We start from the raw sequence: 23817 nt of genomic DNA, 5'->3' as shown, positions 1-23817 counted from the left end.
GCGCGGCCGGCTCCAGGCGTGCGACACCGAGTACGAGGAGTGCGCTCAGGTACGTCGTATCTGTGCGTCGTCTAAACGCCGGCGTGCCGCGGTCCGATGGCCGACAGCTGGGCGCGGAGCAGGCCGGCGGACTCGGCCACAGCCCCCATGACCTGGCTCCGCAGCTCGTCGAAGTCGAGGGACTCGAAGTCGACAACAGCTCCTAGGCGGGAGAGGCGCTTCAGGACGTCGACGAGAACCTCACGCTCGGGGACTCCGCCGCGATCGACCGAGGGCCAGACTTCGGCGATCATCCGGACCAGTGCGCGGCTGCCTCCGATGGACCGCCGGCGCGCGAAGATCTGGTCGAACGCGGCCTCGCCGAAGGTGTCGAGCAGGCGGTATCGCCTGTACTGCTGAGGGACGGCCAACAAGTGCGCGCGCCACCACAGCCGGCCCCAGACGTGACGAGTGATGTCGGTGCCGAGGACACGGTCCCCAGGGGGACGCGGGTATCTCCAGTAAGAGACATCGGGCAGCAGGACGAGCGCCAGGAAGGCCCAGATCGGCCTCACGGCAGCTTCGCCCGCGACCAACCCACACCGCTCGTGCAGGAGTTGGGCGATCTCCAGGTCGAAGGTGACGCGGTCCTGTCGGCGAACTCCCTCGGGGAAGCCCGCTCGTGCGGCAACCTCGAGGACGTCGTTGCGAAGGCGATCCAGCTCCTCGGGGGAGACGCGCCGACCTCCCGTCGCGGCGAACACCGCCGACGGATGACGCAAAGCGTGCCTGCCGCTGAGCTCCGTCACCGATGCCTGGAGGCATTCCTGATGCAGCTCACGAGCGGCATCGCCGAGCAGGCGGGGATAGAGGACGCTCACGGGCCCGCCAAGAGCTGGGACGTCTCCTGCAGTCGGCTGCCGAAGAGCGCAGGTGCCGACTGTCGCTCCCGGCGCAGCGCCTCCATGGAGAACGCGGGGAAGGCGTTCCGCACGACCTTGGTGAGCAGCGCGCCGAGCGAGCCGACCTCGTAGTCGTTCTCCTCCTCGAGGTCCTCGTCGGTGAGCGCTCGTTCCACCAGCATCCTCAGGACGTCGGCCCGCAGAGCCGAGAGAACCCGACGGTCCGCCTCCGTCGGTGACCCGGCGGCCTCCACGGCGCGCATGACCACCTCGTGACGCTCGTTGACCAGTAGGAGGATCGAACCGAGAGCCGCGCCGTCGAGGTCCTCATCGATGTGCAGATACCACCCCGCGCCGGTCGGGTAGGGCAGGTCGTGGAAGTCGGCGGTCGCGATGGGAAAGAGGGTGTTGTCACCCTCGAGGAGCACTCGCTGTCGGTCCGACCAGAGCACGCTTCCTGGCCTGCTCGCTGCTGCCCGTGACCGCCCGGGCCCGGGCGTACGCAGAATGATGTTGGTGATCAGTTCCAGGGTGCCGCCGAGGTCGTCCCCGGGCAGCTGGAAGTCGATCGGTACGTCGAACCCGTCGTCGGCAGGCAGTGGCGTCCGCCATGCCAGACCACGCAGCAGAGAACTGGTCGCGTACCACTGGACGCTCAGGTCGACCTCCGAGTCCTCGGTCAGGCCGCTCAGTTGTCGGAGCCGGAGGCCGTCCACGGACGCCGGCCGGTGCAGGGACAACGTGGTGCTGTAGTCCCAGTCGACGAGCGTGTCCGGCAGGAGCTCGCTCCCGTCGGGCGTGAGACGCGACCACGGGCCGGCCGTGACGACGTCGTCCGGTGGCCTCAGGAACGGGAAGACCCGCGTCACGGGGCACTCGCAGTGCTGACGTCCGTCAGCGGTGTGGCGACGACGCTGACGTCGGTCGCGGTGTCCGGCACGGGGATCACCACGAGTTCGACCTCGGCAGGTCCGTCGAGGGTGCAGGCGTCCTCGGCGATCGTGCTCTGCGCGGTCCGCCAGTGCACAACCCGTGGCCGAGCGGCGCCCGCGGGAGGATCGTCCTCGCGGCCCTCCCAGGTCACGATGGCCAGGCGCGCTTCCAACCGGACGGGGCCCTCTGCCGCGATGCCGTAGCGCGCGACCAGCACGATCGCTCCTTCCGACTCCTGGATGCGAGGTTCGCTCAACACCGTGACCCGCGCTCTGGCCGACGGACCCGAGGCGGTGCGGTCGGATCCGCTCGTCTCGCTCCCGCCGTCCCGGTGGCCGGTGGTCCTGCTCCCCGAACCGCCCTGACAGCTCGTGATCCCCGGGCCCGTCCCGTTGCCGTCGGAACCGGCGAACGCCGCAGCGACCAGTCCGCCCAGGTAGTTGCTGGCGGCACCCAGGGCTGCGCGCGACGTGGTCGACACCGCTCCCTGTACCGGTGCGCGGAAGACGGCCAGCTGCTCCCTGAGGCGCGTGAAGGTGACCCTGACGAACGTGCGTGCGTGTCCGGTCAGCTGTTCGTAGACCCAGTGGTCGTGGGTGGGCGGCTCCGCGGCGGCGTATACGGCATCCAGCTCGTCGTCGGCTCGGAAGACGCCCGCATAGACGCTGTGGACGGAACTCGTGGTGGGGCCCTCGTGGTAGCGGACGACGAGTTCCGGTGAACGCATGAGGCAGACGTGGTGCGGATCGCCCTCGACGCCCGCATAACTGGCCGCCGCGGACATCTCACTCGGGGACATCGGGACTACGACCGCCCGTTCGAGGGCGAAGCGGCCCAGGCGCTTCTTCGGGTTGCCGCTCTCCAGCGTCGTCGCAGAGTCGGTCGGCAGCCGGCGGTAGGCGTTGACGAACATCCGCAGTGGGTAGAGCCGGGCGGGGTCCGGGACGGGGAACGAATGACCGGCCGCGGTGACGTCGGGGAGGAGGCGCTCGGTGTCTCGCTCGGGCAGCATGATCGGCCACAGGTGCCACGCGATGGTCTCGGCCAGGTGCTGGGCGGCCTGCTCTACGCCGTCGAAGTCGTCCAGATCGGGGTCGATGACCACGAGGGTGGTCCCCGACTCCTCCGGGCCGAAGGGCGTCAGCCCCAGGGCCCGTGCGATCTCGTCCGCCTCCCTTCCCAGCAGCGGCTCGACGTGGTCGTCACGGACGTCGCCCCACCAGTGACGTCCGGTGAAGGGCCTGCTCTCCCCGTCGACCCGCGCGTGGCTGTCGAAGGAGCTGCCCAGGGCGATGCCGATCAGCCGCGAGGAAAGGACGTCGGTCTCATCGTCCAGGGTTCTGGTGTAGACGAGGATCGTCCCCACACGGGACAGGCGGTACAGCACGGCCTTGCCGTAGCCGTAGGTGCCGCCCCCCATCGCCGTGTCCCGCTTCTCCCCGACGTTGAGCACGAAGGAGATCCAGTCGCGACGCCCGGCAGCGAGCTGGTCGGCCCGAGTAGGGCCACCGAGTCCCTTCGTCCCTCGGTCGACCACCGACAGCAGCCGCAGGTTGGGCGTCCGTACCGCGCGCCCTACACCCAGGTGTTCCTGTGCGCCCGCGGGCGGGGTGAGGAGTCGCTCCCAGGTCGGCCGGTGGGTCGGCGCAACGGTGGTCAGCTCCAGGCGGTAGACCGTCTCCACGCCCGGCAGGCGGGCGTCCCACGAGTTCTGCGCCGTCTCCCTCACGAATACCGTGAGCGGGTCGACCGGTGGCCGGCCGAGCTGGTTGCGGATGCCCTCGGAGGCGATCGCGCCGGTCGGTGGGAAGGGTTGCGACCACCAACGGGGTGTCGTCACGAGTCCCTCGACAGGAAGTGCGCTGGGTCGCGGTCGGTACGTCGAGCCTCCGCCGCCGCGGCGTCGAGGTCGACCGTGTAGTCGATCGGCCCGACCCCGCCGAGGACCGCGTCCCCGGACAGGCCCGCAGGAACGATGCGGGGAAAGCCCGGACCGACCACGTACGTGCGCTGCTCGATCACCTCGAAGCGTTGACGGCCGTACAGCTCGCTGTCGGTCTCGTGGTAGCCGACTTTCCGCAGCAGCGCCCGGAAGCGGCCGGCGTCGTCCGTTCGCCTAAGCACCTCCTCCACGAGCTCGGGCACCGAGGTCCCCTGGCCCGACTGCAACCGCGACCAGTGGAGGGTCAGGCGACCGGGCGCCGTGACGTCGAGCTGATCCGCGCCGTGGATGATGACGACCCTGCCCTCGGGCGACGTCGTCGTCTTGACCTCGACGGCATCGAGGCCGCGGTGGAAGTCCTGCGCGGAACCGGTGGGCCCGGTCCAGAAGGCGACGGCGCCCGGGTCCTGTTCAAGCAGCGACCGCAGGAGGTAGAGCTCACCGAAGAGGCCTGCCAGAGCGGACGAGCTGAGGACCTCACGGTTCCCCGCGAGCAGGGCCTTCCAGTCCTTGAGTACCTCGCGCAGTGCCCCGACGGCGCGCTCGGGTTCGGCAGCGACGCGTTCCGACACCTCGACGCAGAGAGCCGTGAAGAGCACGTCCAGGCGCTCGTCGACGAGCTCGAGCGAGGCGTACTCCTGGTAGCGCCGTTCGTCCTCGAGGGCACGCCGTCGGAGGACGACGGCCTTCCCGTCCAGTTCTTCCCGCAGCGTGTGGCGGCCGGCGATCGGGACGAGCAGGTGTCGGCGGCCCTGTGTGTCGACACCGGCGAGGAGCGGGCCTTGTGCCGTGTCCACCCCGACGGCGGCTGTCCGGAACGCCGAGACGATCGGCCGTCCGGCCGCCGCCGACCAGAGCCGATCGAGCTGTTCGCCGTCGACCGTCACGCGGCCTCGTCGTCGTAGTCCAGCACCGAGGTGTCCTCCTCCTCGACGGCGACACCGGACAAGTCGGCGCTCCAGTACTCGACATCCGAGTCCGAAGTCCCGGGCAGGGGACGCGGGAAGACGAGCGCGACACCCATCACGACGTCGTCGGTCGGTGCGTTCAGCGGACGGCGCCCCTGTGTCCCGGTCCGCGACTCCGGCTCGATCGGGTACAGGAGCAGCAGGCCCTGGTCGGGTCGCTGCTCAGCACGCAGGCCGAGGATGTCGTCGCGGTTGCCCACGTCCCTGCCGGAGATGTCCAGATCGATCGTCTCGTCCCGCCGGCTGCTGAGCGTCTTGATGTCCGCGACCCCGTCGAAGACGACCTCTGACTCCTGACCGAGTCGAGCGCGCTTCACCATCCGCACCTGCACTCCGCCGCCGAGGTCGCATCGCTCCGTCCTGGCAGCGGGCGACGAGTTGCCCACCACGGCCACGCTCCAGTGCTTCAGCGCGCCATTCCGGACCCGCTTGCCGATGTAGTCCAGGAGGCGTCCGCGGTCGCCGTCCTCGGAGCGCTCGTGGAAGGAGTACGTGCTCAGGAACGCGGTGATGTCCTCGTGCGGGATCTGTGTGAAGACGGCTGTCTCGGAGCGCGGCGAGGTGTTCCGGAAGCCGTGTCGTTCCGCGTTGCAGATCAGGGTCCGAGCAGCGGCGGCATTGGCCTCCAGGCCCGCCTTCCCGCCCGGTGTCACGTCGAAGAAGCGGGTCTCCACGAGCGTCCCGCCGTAGGCGGCGTGGGCGAGGACCGCGGACTTCATCTTCGCCTTGGAGGTGATGCTCATCTTCGGGTGCGAGCGCAGCCGGACCGCGAAGGTCAACGGCGTCTCTGCCGGGTTGTGCATGTACCGGTCGATGTCCCGGCGCATGTCGGCCTCGACCGTCGCGAGGTGGCTGAACCACTCGGCGAGTTCCTCGGTCATCCAGATCCTCGGCAGGTCGGCGTACCCGCTGCGGTAGCCGAACCACCGACCCATCTGCAGGAGCGTGTCGTAGGCCGACACGGCTCGGACGAACAGGCTGGACACAAGGCCCTCGAGGGTCAGCCCGCGCGACAGGGTGTTTCCACCGACCGCGATGGCGGTGACCGGACCGGACTCGTAGTTCAGACGGTCCGTGCTGCGGTAGTTGTCGATCACCACCTTCGTCTCACGGACGACGGCCGGAAGGTGCTGCGACACCACCTCGAACGGGACCTTCTCCTCGCCGAAGTCCGCTGCCCGCACAAGTTGGGTTTCGCTGTCCCAGGTGGCGCGCAGACGGTCGAGCGTTCTCTGATCTCCCTCACCGAGTCGGCGCATCAGCGTGGTGCGGAGGTGGAGCAGTGGTTCCTTGAACGCCTCGTGCACGGCGGTCTCGGTCGTCGTGTGCACCAGCATCGTCGAATGCGGGTTTCCACCGCCACGCGCCCGCCGAGCCGCGGTGGCCAGCCAGAACCACTCCACCGCTGCCTGCAGCGAGCGCGTCACCGCCGGCTGGAAGGTGGCGGCCTCCTTCTTGTTGCGCGGCTTGAGGTCGTCCACCTCGTCGTCCGGGACGGTCCGGACCATGTCGAAACCGCCCGGCAGGTCGGCTGCGTCCTCCCCGTCGAGCAGATCTCGTCCGAACAGGACCTCCGTGCCGTGGTACCCCTGCGGTTGGGGGAGGTTGACGATGAAGTCCCGGGGATAGAAGTCCTCGTCGACGGACGGGTCGATCAGCAGATTGGCGAACGGCGTCGCTGTGTAGCCCACATAGCCGACCTTGGGGAACTTGTCGAGGACGTCGAAGAGGAGCGGATTGATCTTCGTGGTCGCCACCGTCGACTGATCCGCCTCGTCGTCGATGATCAGCGTGGGGCAGTTCTCGAGGTACTCGCCCGCCTTCGCGAGCCACGTGCGCAGCTTGCGCAGTACGGCGGCGTTCTTCTTCACCACTAGGAGGAGGCACTGGTCGCTGGAGGCGAAGAAGGCCTTGGGGTTCGGCGGCGGCACGAAGTCATGGGTTTCGCTCGTGACCTGGTGCCACTGCCCCGGATTGGCCTCGACCAGGTCCTTGACGAGGCGGATCTGGGTTTGCCGGCGGAGTGTGTTGTGGATGCCCGAGAGGACGATGAACAACTTGTAGCCACGGTCTGCTGCTTTGGCCATGACCGCGGTGAAGTTCGTGGTCTTGCCCGACTGGACGAAGCCGACGACCAACCCGCGGGTGCGGAAGCTGTCCTGCTTGGGGTGGTCGAGCAGCGCCACGATCTTCGTCGAGGACTTGTCGATCGAGGCGACGTTCTCATCGCCGAACCCCTTGCGCCGCATCGACGACTCGAGGGCCGGCCAGTTGCGGTCGTTCTCGATGTCGGGGCCCGTGTACCAGGTCCGTCGACCGTCCAGGAACACCGACGTCGGTTCGTCGAGGTTGCGGATCTTGAGGCTTTCCGCATCGTGTCGCTCCCGGACGGCACGGATGATCGACTCGTCCGCCCCGAACAGCTGGAGGTTCTTGACGGCGTCGTGCGGCGTCATCGATTGCGTGAACTGCAGGAAGACCTTGTAGAGCTGGTCGACCTGTTCCGCTGTGCTGGCTGTCACCGGGTTCCCTCCGTAGCGTGCACAAGCAGGGTAATGACAGGAGTCGATGACACTGCGTCTCCGGTAGGAACGTCCGTGTGACGCTGACCGTCTGTTGATCATCATCGGTGCCAGGTGACTCCGTCGCTCACGGTTGCTCACGCCCCGGGTGGCGGGCGGTGGGGACTGCGTCTACCGGCACGAGCACCACCACTGCCTGGCACTGTTCGGTCCGAGGCTTCACGTAGCGACACCCGAGCGGATCGACTTGAGTCAGGACCCTCGGGCCGTACGGACCCTTGGCCTCCCAAACGGACATCACCTGCCGGGGCTACGCGTGTAGCCGCGAAGGAACCCGTGGCTCGTTCGCTGTCTCGCTACTACTCCCCCTGCTCTTCTTCGTCCGCAAAGGCGACTCCCAAGGTCACGGCCCTGGACGTCGGCGCTGCCCGAGTCGGCGGCCGTGCCCGTGTGTCTCATGCCCGAGGTCGTGGCGCGCTTGCACGACGGTTGGGCCGTGACGAGTACCGGTGACGTGCTGGACCTGCCGACTCGGTACGACACGCATCGCGACGTCGGACTGCCTGCCGCCGACCTCACGGCGAAGCGCGCGAACCGGTGTGCGCCCGCACTGTCCCGGGCTCCAGGAGAGGTCCTGCTCCAGGCTGGGCCTGGCCGAATGGCGTCCGCGTGAGGCTTCGCGCGCCGTTCGGTGCCGCCATTGGTCACCGGTGGACCGGCCGGCGGGTCGGAGCTGTCGTACCCCTCCTCCAACCTAGGCTCCGGGTGACGTACCGAAGGGGGCCTGGTGAGCGACACGCTCGATGAGATCCGCACGCTCGATCTGTTCGCAGGGGCGGGTGGACTGAGCCTTGGGTTCGAGCTCGCAGGCCTCGGGTTCAAGCCGGTTCAGGCCGTCGAAGTCGACCCCGCCGCCGCTCGAACGTTCAAGCAGAACTTCGGGTGTCCGGTGCACGACGGCCCCATCGAAGACCTGTCTGACTTCGAGGATGCGGACGTCATCCTTGGTGGCCCACCCTGTCAGGGATTCTCACCGCTGGGTAAGAACCGTGCCGCCGATGCGCGGGCCAAATTGAACGCCCTGTGGGAGCAGTATCTTCGGGCAGTGCGGCGGGTGAAGCCGCGCGCCTTCGTCATCGAAAACGTGCCTCAGTTCCAGAAATCGGCACAATTCGCGACGCTCCTGGAGCTCATGGTCGGCGATCCGGAGCTGTCGAAGTACCGGTACAACTTCGGCGTTCTGAACGCCGCAGACTACGGTGTCCCGCAAAACAGGCGGCGGGGGATCTTCATGGCGGTGCGAGGTGATGCGCCCGTTCCGTGGCCGCCGCGTAGGACTCACGGACCTCAATCCGAGAGTCTCACCCCTTACAGGACCGTGGCCGATGCGTTCAAGGGCTTGGAGTCGATGCCCGGGCGAACGGCCCCGGGCGTCGATGCGCGAGGACGGCAGGATCTGCACTTCGTGCGAGAGAAAGTCGATCCCAAGTCGCTCCGACGCTACGAAACGATACCGTACGGCGGAAATCGGTTCGACCTGATGCGCGAGGCGCCGGATATCACTCCTCGTTGTTGGAAGGAAAAGCCGACCGGAACGACGGACGTCATGGGGCGTTTGTGGTGGGAGAAGCCGAGTGGCACCATCAGAACGGAGTTCAACAAGCCTGAGAAGGGGCGCTATCTCCATCCTGTTGCGCACCGCCCGATCACGCACCGTGAGGCCGCCCGCCTGCAGTCGTTTCCCGATGAGTTCTCATTCGTAGGCACGCGGACGCAGATTGCGCGACAGATCGGCAATGCTGTGCCACCCGGTCTAGCAAAGGCGATTGCGCTCCATCTGTCCTCGCTGCTCGAGCCGCCGGGTCGTGACTGACGGGACGGCTGAACGACCCAGCGCCAGCTCACCGGGTGTCGCGGCCCGGATGAGCAAGCAGGCGCGCGCCGACACGGGTCCTGAGTTGGTGCTGCGACGTCTGCTGCACAGATGGGGAAAGCGGTATCGGGTCGGCTGGCCGGTCCCTGGCATGCCGAGACGGAAGCTCGACATCGCCTTCACCAAGGCGCACGTCGCGGTGAACGTCCACGGCTGCTTCTGGCACGGCTGCCCGCTTCACGCGAGCTGGCCTGCCTCGAACGCCGACTGGTGGCGGCAGAAGATCGAGAAGAACAAGGCGCGGGACGAAGAGACACGCGCGCACCTCGAGGGCCTCGGGTGGACCGTGGTCGAGGTTTGGGAACACGAGTCACCCGAGGACGCGCTGGCCAGAGTGTTGGCTGCGCTGGAGGCTTCGACGTGACGTCGACCATTGCGGCGCGTCGCCGGCGGTGACTCTCGGTCGCGCCGGCTAGCGTGAGGCCGTGCGGGGCGACGGGTTCACGATGCTCGACCTGTTCGCGGGCTGTGGGGGGATGACCCGGGGCTTCCTCGACCAGGGCCTCTTCACGAGCGTCGGGGCCGTCGAGATCGATCTGGCCGCCGCTGCGACCTACGCAGCGAACATCGACGCGGATGGACGCCACACCTTCGCCGGGGACATAGCCGACTACAGTGACGTCCCCGAGGTCGACCTCGTGATCGGCGGTCCGCCGTGTCAGGGCTTCTCCGCACTGGGGAGGCGAGACCCTTCGGACGTCCGCAACCAACTGTGGCGAGAGTTCGTCCGCGTCGTTCGAGAGTCCCGTGCGCGGATGTTCGTCTTCGAGAACGTCGACCGCTTCGCCAAGACGCCGGAGTTCCAACTCCTCAGGCAGACCGCAGATGAGGGCGGCGAACTGTCGGACTTCCGTACGCAGGTGTTCCGGCTCAACGCTGCCGACTTCGGGACGCCGCAGAAGCGGATCCGCACCATCATCGTCGGCTCACGCGTCGGCCCCGTCGCTGACCCCGTGGCCACCCACGCCAAGACACCGGTCGAGGGTCGGGCCCCGTGGGTGGGCCTGAAGGAGGCGTTCCTGGAGGGCCCGGTCGTCCTCGAGCCCGAGGTGCAAAGGAACTGGCTACCGGAGAGCTACATCGACTTTCAGGGGCACGAGATTCCAGGAGCGTTCAAGCTCCGGGACCTGCACGTGACCCATGACTACAGCCTCACCTCCCAGATCCGGTATGCCCACATTGCGCCGGGCCAGAGCAGAATCCATCTCCCGGAGGAACTGCGGTACCCCTGCTGGGAACGGCACACCAGGGGCGCCGGGGACGTTCTAGGCCGGCTCAAGTGGGACGAACCCGCGGTCACCATGCGGACGGAGTTCTTCCGACCCGAGAAGGGTCGTTTCCTCCACCCGCAGTGGGAGAACGGAGGAGTGCAGATCAACCGCGCCCTCACCCACGCCGAGGCGGCGGTGGTTCAGGGATTCGACGACCGTCACCTCTGGTGCGGGACGAAGGCCGAGATCGCCCGGCAAATCGGCAACGCCGTCCCGCCACCTCTGGCGCGAGCGGTCGGAGACGTCGTGGCCGCCCGGCTCTCGGCCTGACGCGACGTCAGAACGGCTGGAACTCGCGGCGCGTCGCCCGCCGGGTCACCACGCCACCGAACCAGGCCGCGCCGGCCTGATACTCCTCCCGCACGGCTTCGTTGAGGAGCAACGTCAACCGGACTCGTGCGCGCGTGCAGGCGACGTAGGTGTGGCGGCGGTCGGTCGCCTGGTCCAGCGACTCCAGGTCGGCGACCAGCACGGCGACCGCCTCGAGGCCCTTGAACTCCTCCGCCGTCGCCACCACGACGGCATCGGTCCGTCGTTCCTCAAGACCGGTCAGTGGAACGCCTGCCAGGCGGGACAGTTCAGCGCGCCGGGCTGTCGTGATCGGCAACTGAGTCAGCACAGCGACGCGCGCCGGTGGCAGTGACCCCACGAGATCCTGCAGCTCTGCAGCGAGGAGTCGCTCCTGCTCCGAGCGGTCGGTCCACCAGTGCATCACCACCTCCGGGCCTAGGACGGGCGCCTCCGCGTCGAGCTCGGTGCGGGTCAGCATCGACGCCATCACCGCGATCTGGCGCGTGTTGCGGCAGTTGAGTGTCAGGCCCATCCGCGTCGTGGACAGGGGCAGGGTCGAGGCCATGTCGACGCCCACGCCGATCAAGTCCTGGGCGGGGTCGAGGAAGAGCCGCCACGTGCCGGCGTCGACGCCTCCTCGTGCCTGTCGGTCGACGATGTCACGCCAGCCGCCACCCAGGTCTTGGGCTTCGTCCACAACCACCGCTTCGTACCGATCGGCGCCTGTGGCGGTGGGCAGCTGAGAGGGGGTGCGGACGTCGATCCGCGGGGCGTCCTGGACGGCGAGGGCGAGCCTGCGCGCCAACGGCGCACTGCTGCACGTCAGCAACACTCGTCCGCCCTCGTCGGCCAGCCGTCGGGCCTCGGCCAAGGCCAGCATCGTCTTCCCGGTGCCGGCCCTGCCGGCCACCGCGAGCCGCGGGTTGTCCGCCGCGGCGCGCAGCACCCGCTCCTGCTCGAGTGTCACCCGGGTGAGCTCCTCGTCCACCTCGTCGGCAAGGAGGGAGAGGGACGGACGCAGGTCGAGGTCACCCCGCAGCACGTCGACGACCGCGGCGACGTCTCCGGGCGTCAAGGGAGACGCGGCGCGTGACCGTCGGGCCCAGTACCGACACCACTGGGTCAACACGAGATCGGGCGCCGACCACTCGGAGCTCGCGTCCAGGAGCACCTGCTCGACCGCGTCGGGCGCACGTCCGGCCAGCGTCACGTCCGGTAGTGCGACGGCCCAGCCAGAGCACTGGTCGCGGCGCAGAGCACCATGGTCGACGAGGTGTCGACGGATCGCCCCGTGCGCCCCGCCTGCCTGGTCGAACGGACTCTCCCGCTTCCGCGTCACCCGTTCGGACCGGTCGGTGAACTCCCAGACGCCCTGCCGACGTGCGACGCGCCCGCCCTTCACCTCCAGGACGACGACTCCCGGGGGACCGACGACGAGGGCGTCCGCTTCGGCCCAGCTCTTGAACGGGTGGTTGAGGACACCGAGCGAGTGCAGGACCGTCCACTCGTCGCTCAGTCGGCTCAGCCACCGCAGGACCCGGGTCTCGGCCGGGCTGCGACCGGACGACACTCGCAGCGGCGGGACGAACCGCGCCATCAAACCCGGCTGAGCAAGGCCGAGAAAAAGCCGGCCCCGGGCTTCTCTGGAGTCCCCACGAGCGTCGCGCGGTCGAGGAAAGTGTTGTTCCGCTCGCAGCTGGTCTCGGGGATCAACAGGCAGGCGTGGCAGGCGGCCAGGTTGAGCGCGTCCGCGCCGGAGCCGACCGACTCGATGCACACGGGGTCGGAGGAGCACCAGGACAGCCGGGCAATCGCCCCCAGGACCGCCTGCTGCATCCGCCCCTCCTCCGACTGGGCGGCCACTCCGCCCAGACTCCCACCCGAGTCGGATGTGGCGGTGTAGACGAGCACCCCCGCCATGTCGCCGTCACTGAACACCCGCTCACGCAGGGATGCGGACGGGTAGCCCGCGTCCAAGCTCAGCTGCTCCACCAGCGCGTGCCCGAGGGAGTGCAGCAAGAGGTCGCGGGCAGTGACCACCGGCTGTTGGCCGAGCCCGCGGTCCGCAGCGCGTTGGTCGACGATGCGCTGGAGGAGCTCCGTCCGTCCGCGGGCGAAGTCCCCGTCCTCCCAGGCCGCGAGTCGATCACCGTCCAATCGGAGGAAGACGCCTTCGCCGGTGACCTCGATGGCCGGCAACCAGAACGATCCGTCCCGCGTCAGAGGTGCCACGTGCTCGTCCGGTGTCTCGTGTGTTCGGGGGAGGATCCGAGTGAAGCCACGCAGCGCCCGGACCTCGCGCAGTCGGGAGACCCTGGCGACCTGGACGACGTGGTCGGCGAGCGACGGCGGGACGAGAGACGGTTCGCAGACGAAGTCCTGCTTGTCCTTGCTCTCCGGCCGACCTGCGACGAGGGCCTTGTACTCGCCGAGACGGAGGTCGTCGTCTCCTTCTCCCGGCGTCTCGCCGCGCCTCCGCAGTACCGCGTCGGTGAGCTCGTCGAGGGTGTACTGGTGAGCTGGTAGCGCCATCCCGCTCAGCGTGGCCCGTACGGCGTCCGGTGGGATCGCGGCGAGCACGGACCAGTGCCGGTCGAGCAAGCGGTACACGCCCTCGGACCACGGCGGGATGGAGATCGCGGAGGCGACGACCGGGAACCAGACGTTCGATGAGCCCCGCTGCAGAGTGCGCGGAACCTCGGTGCACGACTCGCGGGAGTCCGCGCCCAACCAAGGGCGACGTCCCGAGCAGCTGCGCACTGTGCGCAACGCGTCGGCGGCGAAGGCGCCCTCCAGGCTCATCGGGATGGTCCCGCACGAGCAGGACACCCGGATATCGCTGAGCGACGAGCTCCTGCCGAGCGCGTGCAGTCGCAGGCGGTGCTCTGGTGAGCCGATGCTGGTGTTCGAGCCGTGCAACCACGAGTGGTAGGGGAAGTCATCGATGTGACCGCGTGGACAGCAGACCACGAACCGGGAAGGCACCAGGTCAGCGTCGCACTCCTTGCAGACGTGCTCGTTCCACCCGCCGAACTCCCACACCGGTGCTAATCGACGGCACTCGGGGCAGAACTGGAACTCCGGGAAGCGGATGACCGGCACGTCCCGACCCTTGTCGCTGCCTGCGGCGGGCGCGTGGAAGGACGAGACACGCAGGCTGCGCGCCAGTCGCGCCTCCAGGATCTCCGGACCCAGACCGGCGTCGGCCCACTCCTCGAGCCCCATGACCATGAAGCTCTCGTTCTGGGCCGGGAAGAGGGCGCCCACCCCGTACGTGGTGACCAGCTGAGAGCGGCGTGCGGTGGGCACCTGGCGGGGGCTCATCGGGATTTCCTGTCTCGGTTGGGGACCAGGTGCAGTGACGAGGTCGCATCGACGTCGCGGAGGCTCGTCAGCGTCGGCCAGGGGACGTCGTCCGTGTCGAGGTCCAACCTGGTGTCCGTCACCGCCTGGTCCGCCTGGACCAGCAGCGACATCTCAGGCTTCTTGTACGCCGAGTAACGCAGCGGCTTCCGGGCCTCCGCTTCGCGGACCCACGTGTCGATGAGCGACTGGATCTGCCTGTCCGTGTCGTCGGCGGACCCGGGCTCCACGCCCTTGGCCCGCTCGACGATCTTCGCGGCCAGCAACTCGAGGTCTCCCACGAACCGGTCCACCTCACCGGCTCCCGTGTCCGGGGCGGCACCGGGGGCGAGCAACCGGGCCATGGCGACCAGCACGCCGTGCAGTCCCCGGTCCCGCGCCCGGGCCGCGAACGGTGTCGCGCTCGTCGCCTCGACCTGGCGGTACAGCGTCTGGTGATACGGGAGGAAGTCCTCGTAGTGGGACCTGTCCCGTGAGCGCGCGCCGTTGTACATGACCACCACGAGGCCCGGGTGCTTGCGTCCGACCCGGCTGGTCGCCTGGATGTACTCGGCCGTCGCCTGCGGCTGGCCCATCACGGCCATCAGCCCGAGACGGTCGACGTCGACACCCACCGAGATCATGTTGGTGGCCAGGACGACGTCAGGCGTGTCCGGGTCGGGGATGCCACGGGCCAGTCGGGTCAGGTGCAGGGGGATGTCCGACGAGTCCGTCCGGCTCGTGAGCTCCATGGGTTCCTGCGTGATGCTGCGCGGCTCGTGTCCGCTGCGCTGAGCCAGGAGCTTCAGTCGGTCGGGTACGTCGTCGAGCACCTGCATGTAGGCGCCGCCGAGCACCCGCAAGCTGTTGAAGTACCCGACCAGGGTCCAGTAGGGGTCCTTCACCTCGTCAGCGGCGGGCCGGTCCTCCGCGCCCTGGAGCAGCGCTGCGTAAGTGCGGATCATGAGCGTCGTCTGGCTCGTGCCCGGCGCCATGATGCCGACGTAGCGCCGAGTGCCCTTCTCGTCGCGGTCGGCGTCCTCGGAGAAGAACGTGTTGCCCACCGTGAGCCCGGGCGGCGGGAACTGGGCGGACGTCCGGTCGAAGACCGCACGCACCTGGGCCTTGGCCCGGCGGATCGTGGCGGTCGAGGCGACCACCTTCGGACGATGTTCGCGAGCGCACGCGGCGTCGACCGCGGCTTCGTACAGACCCACGAGGGTGCCGAGCGGGCCTGAGATGAGGTGCAGCTCGTCCTGGACGATGAGGTCCGGCGGCAGGCCCTGTCCGTCCGTCGAGAAGATGCTGCCGGCCCGCTCCTGCCAGGCGAGCATCGCGAACTTGTCGACCGTGCCGATGAGGAGGGACGGCCGCACGCGGTAGACGTCATCGTCGACGAGGTGAACGGGCAGGCCGGCCGCGAAGGCGCAATCCCGGTTGCGGCAGGACATCCGGAGCTCGGGGACGCGTCGGTCGACGCTGTAGTCGTCGGCGTCCAGGTCGATGCCGCACCACGGGCAGCGGGTCAGCTGGACCGGGTTCTCGGTCGCGAGTTTCTGACCTCCGCGGATCTTGTTGAGGGCGGCGCGGGCCTTGTCCACGGTGTTCGGCGTGGCGCTCTGACCGACCCAGAGGCCCAGGCTGATCGGTGCGGCGCCAGGCAGGTGCGGCGTTGTCAGACGCAGCACCTCCAGAGAGCAGATGAGGGAAGCCGCGCGCTCGAACTGCTGGAGGGTCAGCAACCGCAGTGTGTACCGCATCAGAACGCTGACCCCGCCGGCCGTCGGAGCGGTGAGCCGACGCATAAGGATCGTGAAGGCGATGAGACCGAGATAGGCCTCCGTCTTGCCACCACCGGTCGGGAACCACAGCAAGTCGGCCCGCTCCCGGTCCTCGCGCTCCGGCTCGACGATGCCCCTGAGCGCGAGCAGGACGAAGGCGATCTGGAAGGGACGCCACGTCTGCTCGGCCCCGACCGGGGGCTCTCCATGGGCGCCCGACCGGATCCAGTCCTGACGTGCGCGTTGAGCCTGCATGGCCCGGTTCATGAGGCGGAAGGCGAGCATGGCGTCGGGACGTTCCGCCAGCAGATCGATCCCCGAGAGGATGCGGCCGGCGGCCTCTTCGGCGTCGTCCATGTGGCGGGCGGCGGTTTCCCGGAGGGGTGTCGGGAGCCTGTCGCCGTCGGCGCGTTGCTCGGCGATCCACCGTCGGTACTCCTCGACGAGTCGGCGAAGCCCGCCGAGCACCGCGTCGTCCGGGGCCTCGGCCAGCATGCTCATGCGCAGGTCGACCGCGTCGATCTCACGAGGGGTGGCCAGCTGCAGATCGTGCGACGGCAGGAACGTCGTTGCCAGGCGTGACACCGTCGAGCGACCCGTTTCCCACTCGACCGCACAGCCGTGGCCCACCGCGAAGGTCCGCACGTCGCGGAAGAGCAAGTCGTACGACTCGAGGTCTTCGTCGTCGACCGCGACGTGCCGTCCGGATCGTCGGTCGACGAACGCACCGTCGGTCCCGGACACCACCAGGGACGGCTGGAGGAAGCAGTAACCGTCCCGGAGTTCCCCGCGTGCCACCCGGAGGGTGTTGCGAAGGACTGCGGTGACAGGGACGACGCCGCCCTGCTCCGGACGAACGACACAGTAGAGCTCGAGCCCGTCCGCGACCGAGAAGGTCTCGACACGAGGACGGGTCACGTCGAGCGTCGTCGTCACGGGCCCGAAGGCGACGCGCCGCCATGCCTCGTTACCGCGGGGGCGACGAGATCGGCTGTGGGTGGCGGGCTCCGGCATGGTGCCGACCGGGGTCTCGGCGACGTAGCGGGCAGCCTCTGCTGTGAGGGTCACCTCCGACGTGACGGACCGGTCGACGGCGAACGACAGCCCCATCGAAGACGGGTGCTTCTGGCGGGACAGGGCCACCCCGGGGTCGTAGCCTGCGTCTGCTCCGGCGCCGGTCTCGGCGTCCGGGTCGTCGGGCTCCTCGTCCGTCCCCGCCGCCGTCGTCGGGAACAGCACCCCAGTGACGTAGCGGTCGAGCGGGCTCTCGTCGAGCACCTCGTCCGGCGCTGCGGGCCCGAGGAGGTCGCGGCACAGCGTCTCCACGAGCTCCTCACGGAACCCGTACTGGTCTGCCAGCGTGGTCATCCCCGTTCCCCTCTCTCGTAGTGCAGTTGGGCCAGTCCGCCGACCCGTGGAGCGAGCCACAGTCCCCACCGCCCGACGCCCAGCCGGTCGCCCGCCATGGGCGGTCCTGCCGCCGTCTCGACCCCGTCGGTGCGCAGTGCCTGCAGAGCCGCCGGGGGGCCGGGGTGGTTGCGCCAGACCCGGTCGAGTCGCTGCGTCAGGGCGGCCGCAAACCCGGCCGAGGTCACGGCAACGGGCCGGCCGGCGACGGAGAGCGAGTACACCGGCGCCGAGGCAGTGCTACGGCGGGTGTCCAGCCGGCCTTCCACGGGCAGACCGCCGGAGCCGAGCTCTGACCCGAGGAGACGCTGCACCTCCTGCGCACTCTCTGGCTCGTCCCCGTACGGGCGCTTGCGCTCGACGTCCCGGAGCTGGAACTCGAAGGCGTTGGTCTGCCAGGACTTGTAGGCGTGTACCCAACGGCAGGGCGGTCTGCGGTCGCGGTACAGGCCTCGTGTGCTCGGTGACTGCACGATGGCCAGGCGGCACCGAGCCCTCGAGACCGCGACGTAGAGCTCTCGCGCGCGTTCGTCGTCGGCGGCGTCGTCCGGCTCCTCCGCCTGACGCTCCGGCTGCACGACGACCACGACGTTGTCGAACTCCAGCCCCTTGGCCCGGTGGATCGTGGAGACGACGACGTCCGCGTCCCCCGCGTCCGCCAACTCGACGGGCACGTCGCCGGCCGCGATGTGGGCGGCCAACTCGACGAGATCGAGTTCGCGCGGCGTGCGGCGCCGCCGCTCCGTCGCCTTGAGGAGACGCCACGCGGTCTCGGGGACGGTCACCCCGGACTCGTCGACCATGCCGTCGAACGTGGCGCGGTCGACGTGGCGGGTCGGCGACTCCGCCAACACAACTGCGACCCAGGACGGGACCGACAGTTGTTCGGCCGGTCGGCGCAGTCGGTGGAGCACCGAGAGGTCGTCGAGAGCGCGCGAGACCAGCATGGCCTGACCGTTGGTGTCACACAGCAGAGCCGTGCGGCCGGTCCAGCGGGGGAGGAGTCGGACCAGGTCGTCCAACGTCCCGACCGACGGCAGGCCGTCCACGTGGTGTCTGACCTTGTTGAGCCGGCTGCGACCCGATCGGGCCGTCCGCATCCGATCGCCGAGACCGACGACGGCTCGGGTTTCCGAGGTTTGCGCTCGGTAGTGGTGCTCGAGCTGCAGGTCCACCGCCCCGAGGTCCGCGCGCAGCCGGTCGAGGAGACGGAGGCTCGTCATCGAGCTCTTCGACTCGTCGAGCACGAAGTCGAAGACGGCCTGCAACGGGTCGCCGAGCACGGTGAAGCCGGCGTCGGCGTCAAGTCGACGCAGGAGCGCCAGCACGAGCTCTGCCCGGTCACCGACCAAGTCCTGCACCTCGTCCACGACGACGTGGCGGAGCAGGTCGACGGTGGGGACGTCCGAGTCCGGCTTCTCAAGCAGCTCGGTGGCCGCGCGGATACGGGGATCGAACCGCAGTCCCTCGACGTCCTCGCCCGCCTCGAGCAGCAGCCGGGAGGCGAGGCTGTCGAAGGTCCGGACGGTGACGGCGGCGAGCGAGCTGTCGCCCCGGACCCGGCCCTGGACGGCTGCGACTGCCGCCCGGGAGAAGCTGAGGACCAACAGGTCGTCGGTCCCGCTGAGCCGTTCCTCCTCGATCAGATGGCGGAGTCGTGCCGCGACGACCTCGGTCTTCCCCTGCCCGGCGCCCGCCGTTACGACGAGTCGGGCGTCCGCATCAGCCTCGGCCACTGCTCGCTGGGACTCGTCCAGCGTCGGTTCCTCAGCCACGGGCGGCACCGCTCCACAGGTACTCGAAGTCGTAGAAGGCCAGGCGCTCGCCGAACTGGTCGAAGTTGTCCTGAACGTTGACGATGAGCACCTCGTCCGACCCACCGTTGTGGTGGCCGCGCAGCCCGCGACCGATCATCTGCTGGTAGACGTTGGGGCTGAAGGTCGGTCGGGTCACGTAGACGGCGCGAACCGCCGGGGCGTCGAAGCCCTGGGCCAGAACGGCGTAGTTGGTGATGACCCGGATGTCGCCCTTGCGGAAGCGCTCCACGTAGTACCGGCGCTCGGCCGGGTCGGTCCCGCCGGAGATGGCCACGGCCGGGACGCCCTGGACAGCCAGCATCGCCGCCAACGTCTCCGCGTTCTCCACCGATGACGCGAAGAGCAGGACAGTCCAGTCCTGTGGCAGGTCGATGATGGAGCGCACGATCACCTCGTTCCGGTCCCGGTCGGCGCCGAGCCTCGTCTCCAGCTGGCGCGGCACACGTCGGAAGGTGCGCATCTCGTCCAGCTCAGCACGGGTGAGCTGCACGTCCGCCCCCTCGAGGAGGCGGTGCTGTACCCGGGCGAGGATCCGCCGGTCCTGCAAGGCGGTGTAGGGATCGACATCACCGAACGCGGTCCGGTCCAGGCGATTGTCGTCGTAACGGGCGACGAGGCGGCTCGTCTCGTCCTCGCTTACACCCCGGAACGGCGTGGCCGTCAGCCCGATCAGGGGTCGTTGCCGTCGTGCTCGACCTCGACCGAGCCACTCGAGGAGACGGGTGTAGGTGGGGGAGATGGAGGTGTGCGCCTCGTCGACGACCACGACTTCGGCCTCCTTGAGCCAGGCGTACTCGTCACGGTCCAGGATCGAGCTGAGCTTGTCGTCGATCGCGACGACGAGGTGGAAGCCGTCGTCCACTCGGCTGGCGCCGTTGTCCCCCCACAGCCGGCTGATGCGCAGCCGCTCCGGCGGGCCCTCGGCACGCCACACGAAGGACCAGGTCTGTACCGCCTGCTCACACAGCTCGTCGCTCTGGGCGATCCACAGAACAGGCCCGGTAAGTCCCTCCTCCCGGACATGACGCACCAGCGCCTCCACGGCGACTCGGGTCTTCCCGGCTCCGGTCGGCAGGGAGATCAGCCCACGTGACGGACCTTGTCCGCGGAGCAGTGCGCGGGTCTGATCGAGGACGCGCTCCTGGTAGTCGTGCAGCGGCGGCAACGGAGCCGGACCGTCGACCTCCATGAGAGAGGGGCGGCTTGCCGCGGGCATGCCGGCGAAGTCAGATGAGAAGCCCAGGTCGGTGACGAATCGACGGGCCTTGGAGCTGCCCGCCCATCGCTCCGGTGGCTCGAGTCCCTGGTCGGCCAGCCCCTGACGGAGCTTGCTGAGCACGGAGATGCCGTGGACGGCGCGGGCGATCTCCGCCAGCTCCGGACCATCGAGCCGCGTGCCGTCGGCCTCGAGGGAGGACAGGGCCAGCTGGGGGATCGAACGCCGCAACGCGACCTCGCCTACGGCCATGAGGAGGCGCTCGTCGTCGTCCGCCGCAGTACGGATGGCGGCTGCCTTGCTCCGAGCGGCGTGATCCTCGGTCTGGCGGATGACGTGGTCGACATCGGAGTCGCTCAGGTCGAGGTCGAGTTCCTCGGACAACCTCCTGAGGAGGGCAGTGTCGGTGCCTAGGACAGCATGGACCCGTCCCTCGTGCAGCAGGAAATCCCGGTACTCGGTCGAGCGGCCGGCCGGGGTGACGGTGCTGACCTGGATGTCCTGGCACGGCACGAGCTCGAGGCTCTCCAAGTCCGGCGGTAGGTAGAGGCGTAGCGGCGGGAACCGGTCGACCAGGGGGCCCGCCTCACCGGCAGCCGTGAAGGCGACCTCCGTGGCGAGGAGGGTGCTCCCGTCGAGCAGACCCCAGGCGTCGACGAGTCGGGTCGTGTGCTCCGCGTCGGCCACGAGCAGGACAGGGATGGACTGGGCGAGCAGGGCGCCGTACTCACGCTCGTCGTCTACGACGTAGACATCTTCGGTGTGTACCTCGACGACACGTTGTCCCAGTCGGACGTGCAGCGACTCAGGTGCAGACGTGTGCTGGGAGGCGATGGCGTAGAGCTTGCTGCGCCGGGCGTCGTCATTCCACTCGCAGGCGTCCTGCAGGAAGCGCTGCCATTCGCGGTCACTGATGTCGGCGGTCCCACGGCGCAGGCCCAGGCGTTCGGCCTCTTCGCGGGTCACGTGTGCGACCGGGAGGACGTCCTTGACCTGCTCGTCCGGCGCGAGAGCGTGGCTCACAGAGGTCGGTCCGAGCGCCGTCTCGACCACGCCGTTGCGGCTGAGGTACCAGGTCAGCGGCCCGAGAACCTCGAGTCTCGGGTAGTGCGCAACTGTCGCGTGGGCGACGGTGCGATCCTGCTCCGGGCCGAGGTCGAGAGCTGCGCGGGTGAGCGCGGCCTGACCGGACCGGGACAGGTCCGGTAGGAGACCGATGGGGTCGGGGACCGTTCCGGTGTAGACCCGCAGGTAGCCCTCTGCGGGGCGAGGACCCCCGCGCGGGAGCAGCTCGTAGTAGCGGCGGACCGCCCACTTCTCGTAGTCCTCGAGCCAGTCCTCGCGCTGCCGGTCAGGGTGTAGGGACGGTCCGGCCGAAGCTCCGAGCAGGCTCAACAGCGGTCGGTCGTCACGGTGCCACGCCAGGTCGACGGCGTACACCGCGTCCCGGCTGCGGTCGGCCGGGATCACGGGTCCGGGCAGGTATGTGTCCCACAGGGCCGCACGTCGGCCGACCAGCGTGCGGACCTCGATGCTCGCGACCTGATCGCCCAGTTCCTCGCGGATGATGCCTGCGGCCACGGACGGGTCCACGGAACGGCTCGTCAGCCAGAAACGGGTCCACCGGTCGTCGTCCCAGTCGTCGCGGTCCTGCCGGACCAGCGCACGCAGGAGCCCTGACTGGTCCACCGTGCTGATCCCCAGTCGCCGCAAGGCGTCCTCGACACCGGGGAAGGCCATCAGATCCGGGTGGACGAAGGCGAGGTCGCCGCCGGCTTCGAGGCCCTCCGTGGGCAGGAAGAGCCCTCCACGAACGATCGGCGCGAGCTGGCCGTCGCCGGTGAGGACGACCGCCGCCTCGCGGACCGCCGACTCCAATCCGGGCTCGTCGGCGACGATGCGGGCAGCCAGCACAACGGCCGAGGCGGCGCCGACGAGGTGCTTGTCGTTGCTCAGTGCCTCCAGCCACTCGGCGAGCTCCCGCGGTCGAGGCGCAGCCTGAGTGACCAGTCGCTCCGCCTTCAGCCGGCGCTCATGGTTCTTGTCGACGGTGTGGTGGACCCAGTCCTTGGGACGCGTCGGGCACTCCGCCCACGCTTCGAGCCACTCGGTGCGCAGGTCCTTGGGGTGCAGCTTGAGCCGTTCAGCAGAGCCAAGCTCACCGTGGCTGTCCGGCAGACAGTTGACCGTGGCCACCGACTTGAAGACGGCGTCGTTGATGACGTCGTCGGCCCAAGATCGGTGCTCGCGGCCACGGGCCGGCAGAACGTCGAGGAATCCCGCTGGGTCTGCAGGGTCAACGAGGGAAGGCAACCCCCTCGCGACCATCGCCGGCAGAACCGTCGTGAGGATCTCCTTGTTGAAAGCACCTTCGAGAAGATCGTGCCGATCCTCGTTGGTCTTCCAGGGAGCATTGACGATGCCGGAGAGCGTCGTTTTCGACGCCGTGGGGAAGAACGCCCAGAACGAGCCCAGCCGACTGCGAGACCGTTCCGGTACGGCCCAGACGACGGGAATCTCCTCCCGTCGGGCCTGCTCACCGGCGTCCTGCTGAGCACGGGGCGACGGGCGGTGCACCCGGCGGAAGACGTGGTAAGCCGTCCGGGTGCCCGCCTCGTCCAGGACGACCGCCCCGTCAGCGCGGGTGGTGGCCCGAACCTCCTTGGTGAACATCTCCTCCAGGTGGTGCAGCTCCAGCTGCGTCACGTGGGGGGAGAACAGCAGGAACTCCCCGGGGAAGTCCTGGACGTCTGTAGAGAGCCAGTCGGATCCGGGCAGCAGGGGCAGCTTCACGACGGTATCCGCCCACGTCATCAGGCTTGACAGGACCTCGTCATGGGCGGCTTCCCGCATGGGGTCCAGCGCCTCGGCCAGCCGGAGAGTCGGGTACTTCTCGGCGTACGGGACGATCCGCTCGATCCGCTCGCGGGAGGCGGCGCGGTCGAAGCCGAAGGACCCGAAGCGGCTGAAGACCTGCGGGGCGGAGCTGACGCCGACGACGGACTTGAAGCCGAGTCCGAAGCGTCCTATCTCCGTGCCCCGCTTGACCGAGAGGTGCGAGGTCATGAGCGCGTCCACGCCCTCGGGCGTTAGCGGAGCCCCCTGGTTGGCGCAGTACAGCGTGTCGTTCATCAGGACGACGGAGATGCGGCCGGTGCGACCGACCAGAGCGTCTGCCCCGTTCTGGATCAGCTCATAAAGCTGCTTGCGGCCGTAACCACCCTCGGCCGTGGAGATCTCGATGGCCCCGTCTTGGGCGACGAGGAGGGGGTTCTCCCGGTATGCAGCGAGGCACCTTTCGGACTGCTCGCGGACGTGCTTCGCCAGCGGGCTGTCGAGGCCCGCCCAGTCAGACGTGTTCACGTCGCCCCCGTCACCTCTCAGACACAGCGCAGCCGGCGCACCGTAGACGGCTGCATGGACAAGTCCGCTCTGTCCGTGGTTCGGGTCACGCGGAACTTCCGAGTCCGGACGTTAAGGATCCGAAACCCCGGGTGTCACCCTCGGAGCCCG

13 protein-coding genes are annotated in these 23817 nt (G+C 68.9%); 3 read left to right on the top strand and 10 right to left on the bottom strand.

Translation table 11 applies throughout. The features are described from left to right. Nucleotides 1-71: 71 nt before the first annotated feature. Genes MY526_RS08345 through MY526_RS08325 form a run of 5 tightly spaced genes read right to left on the bottom strand, consistent with a single transcriptional unit; the run spans nt 72 to nt 7351 of the window. Nucleotides 72-860, bottom strand: coding sequence for a DUF6339 family protein (locus tag MY526_RS08345; RefSeq protein ID WP_436703677.1), 789 nt, complete (start codon nt 858-860; stop codon nt 72-74). Beyond that, nucleotides 857-1750, bottom strand: a complete 894-nt coding sequence (locus MY526_RS08340) for a hypothetical protein (protein ID WP_436703676.1) — start codon at nt 1748-1750, stop codon at nt 857-859. Before MY526_RS08340 ends, MY526_RS08345 begins: the two co-directional genes overlap by 4 nt. Next, entirely contained in the window at nt 1747-3654 is a 1908-nt protein-coding gene (locus tag MY526_RS08335; RefSeq protein ID WP_436703675.1) for a hypothetical protein, read from the bottom strand. Before MY526_RS08335 ends, MY526_RS08340 begins: the two co-directional genes overlap by 4 nt. Continuing rightward, nucleotides 3651-4643 (bottom strand): PD-(D/E)XK motif protein, encoded by a 993-nt coding sequence (locus tag MY526_RS08330; protein WP_436703674.1) that lies wholly within the window; start codon nt 4641-4643, stop codon nt 3651-3653. The genes MY526_RS08335 and MY526_RS08330 overlap by 4 nt, the downstream gene beginning before the upstream one ends. Then, entirely contained in the window at nt 4640-7351 is a 2712-nt protein-coding gene (locus tag MY526_RS08325; protein WP_436703673.1) for a Z1 domain-containing protein, read from the bottom strand. The genes MY526_RS08330 and MY526_RS08325 overlap by 4 nt, the downstream gene beginning before the upstream one ends. Before the next feature lie 682 nt (nt 7352-8033). Here MY526_RS08325 and MY526_RS08320 point away from each other — a divergent pair. The 3 genes from MY526_RS08320 (at nt 8034) to MY526_RS08310 (ending at nt 10720) form a co-directional block, all read left to right on the top strand. Then, nucleotides 8034-9119 (top strand): DNA cytosine methyltransferase, encoded by a 1086-nt coding sequence (locus tag MY526_RS08320; protein WP_436703672.1) that lies wholly within the window; start codon nt 8034-8036, stop codon nt 9117-9119. A 49-nt stretch (nt 9120-9168) separates the two neighbouring features. Next, nucleotides 9169-9543 carry a very short patch repair endonuclease gene (locus MY526_RS08315; RefSeq protein ID WP_436703671.1) on the top strand — a complete coding sequence of 125 codons (375 nt, stop codon included), beginning with the start codon at nt 9169-9171 and terminating at the stop codon, nt 9541-9543. Nucleotides 9544-9604: 61 nt separating this feature from the next. Beyond that, nucleotides 9605-10720, top strand: a complete 1116-nt coding sequence (locus MY526_RS08310; RefSeq protein ID WP_436703670.1) for a DNA cytosine methyltransferase — start codon at nt 9605-9607, stop codon at nt 10718-10720. Between the two features lie 7 nt (nt 10721-10727). On the opposite strand, the gene MY526_RS08305 is transcribed toward MY526_RS08310, so the two are convergent. From MY526_RS08305 to MY526_RS08285, 5 genes are read right to left on the bottom strand one after another with little or no spacing between them, the layout of a single operon-like run. Next, nucleotides 10728-12338: an NERD domain-containing protein gene (locus tag MY526_RS08305; protein ID WP_436703669.1), complete on the bottom strand. Its 1611-nt coding sequence runs from the start codon at nt 12336-12338 to the stop codon at nt 10728-10730. Beyond that, on the bottom strand, nt 12338-14065 hold the full coding sequence (gene drmB, locus MY526_RS08300; protein WP_436703668.1) for a DrmB family protein: 1728 nt from the start codon (nt 14063-14065) through the stop codon (nt 12338-12340). Before drmB ends, MY526_RS08305 begins: the two co-directional genes overlap by 1 nt. Then, on the bottom strand, nt 14062-17190 hold the full coding sequence (locus MY526_RS08295) for a helicase-related protein (protein ID WP_436703667.1): 3129 nt from the start codon (nt 17188-17190) through the stop codon (nt 14062-14064). The genes drmB and MY526_RS08295 overlap by 4 nt, the downstream gene beginning before the upstream one ends. A gap of 38 nt (nt 17191-17228) precedes the next feature. Further along, nucleotides 17229-19046, bottom strand: coding sequence for a UvrD-helicase domain-containing protein (locus MY526_RS08290; RefSeq protein ID WP_436703666.1), 1818 nt, complete (start codon nt 19044-19046; stop codon nt 17229-17231). Beyond that, complete coding sequence (locus tag MY526_RS08285; RefSeq protein WP_436703665.1) at nt 19039-23667, bottom strand: DEAD/DEAH box helicase; 4629 nt, start codon at nt 23665-23667, stop codon at nt 19039-19041. The genes MY526_RS08290 and MY526_RS08285 overlap by 8 nt, the downstream gene beginning before the upstream one ends. Nucleotides 23668-23817 lie beyond the last annotated feature (150 nt).

Source organism: Geodermatophilus sp. CPCC 205761 (assembly GCF_051383655.1).
Taxonomy (GTDB): Bacteria; Actinomycetota; Actinomycetes; order Mycobacteriales; family Geodermatophilaceae; genus Geodermatophilus.
This window is presented reverse-complemented; position numbering and strand designations above follow the sequence as displayed.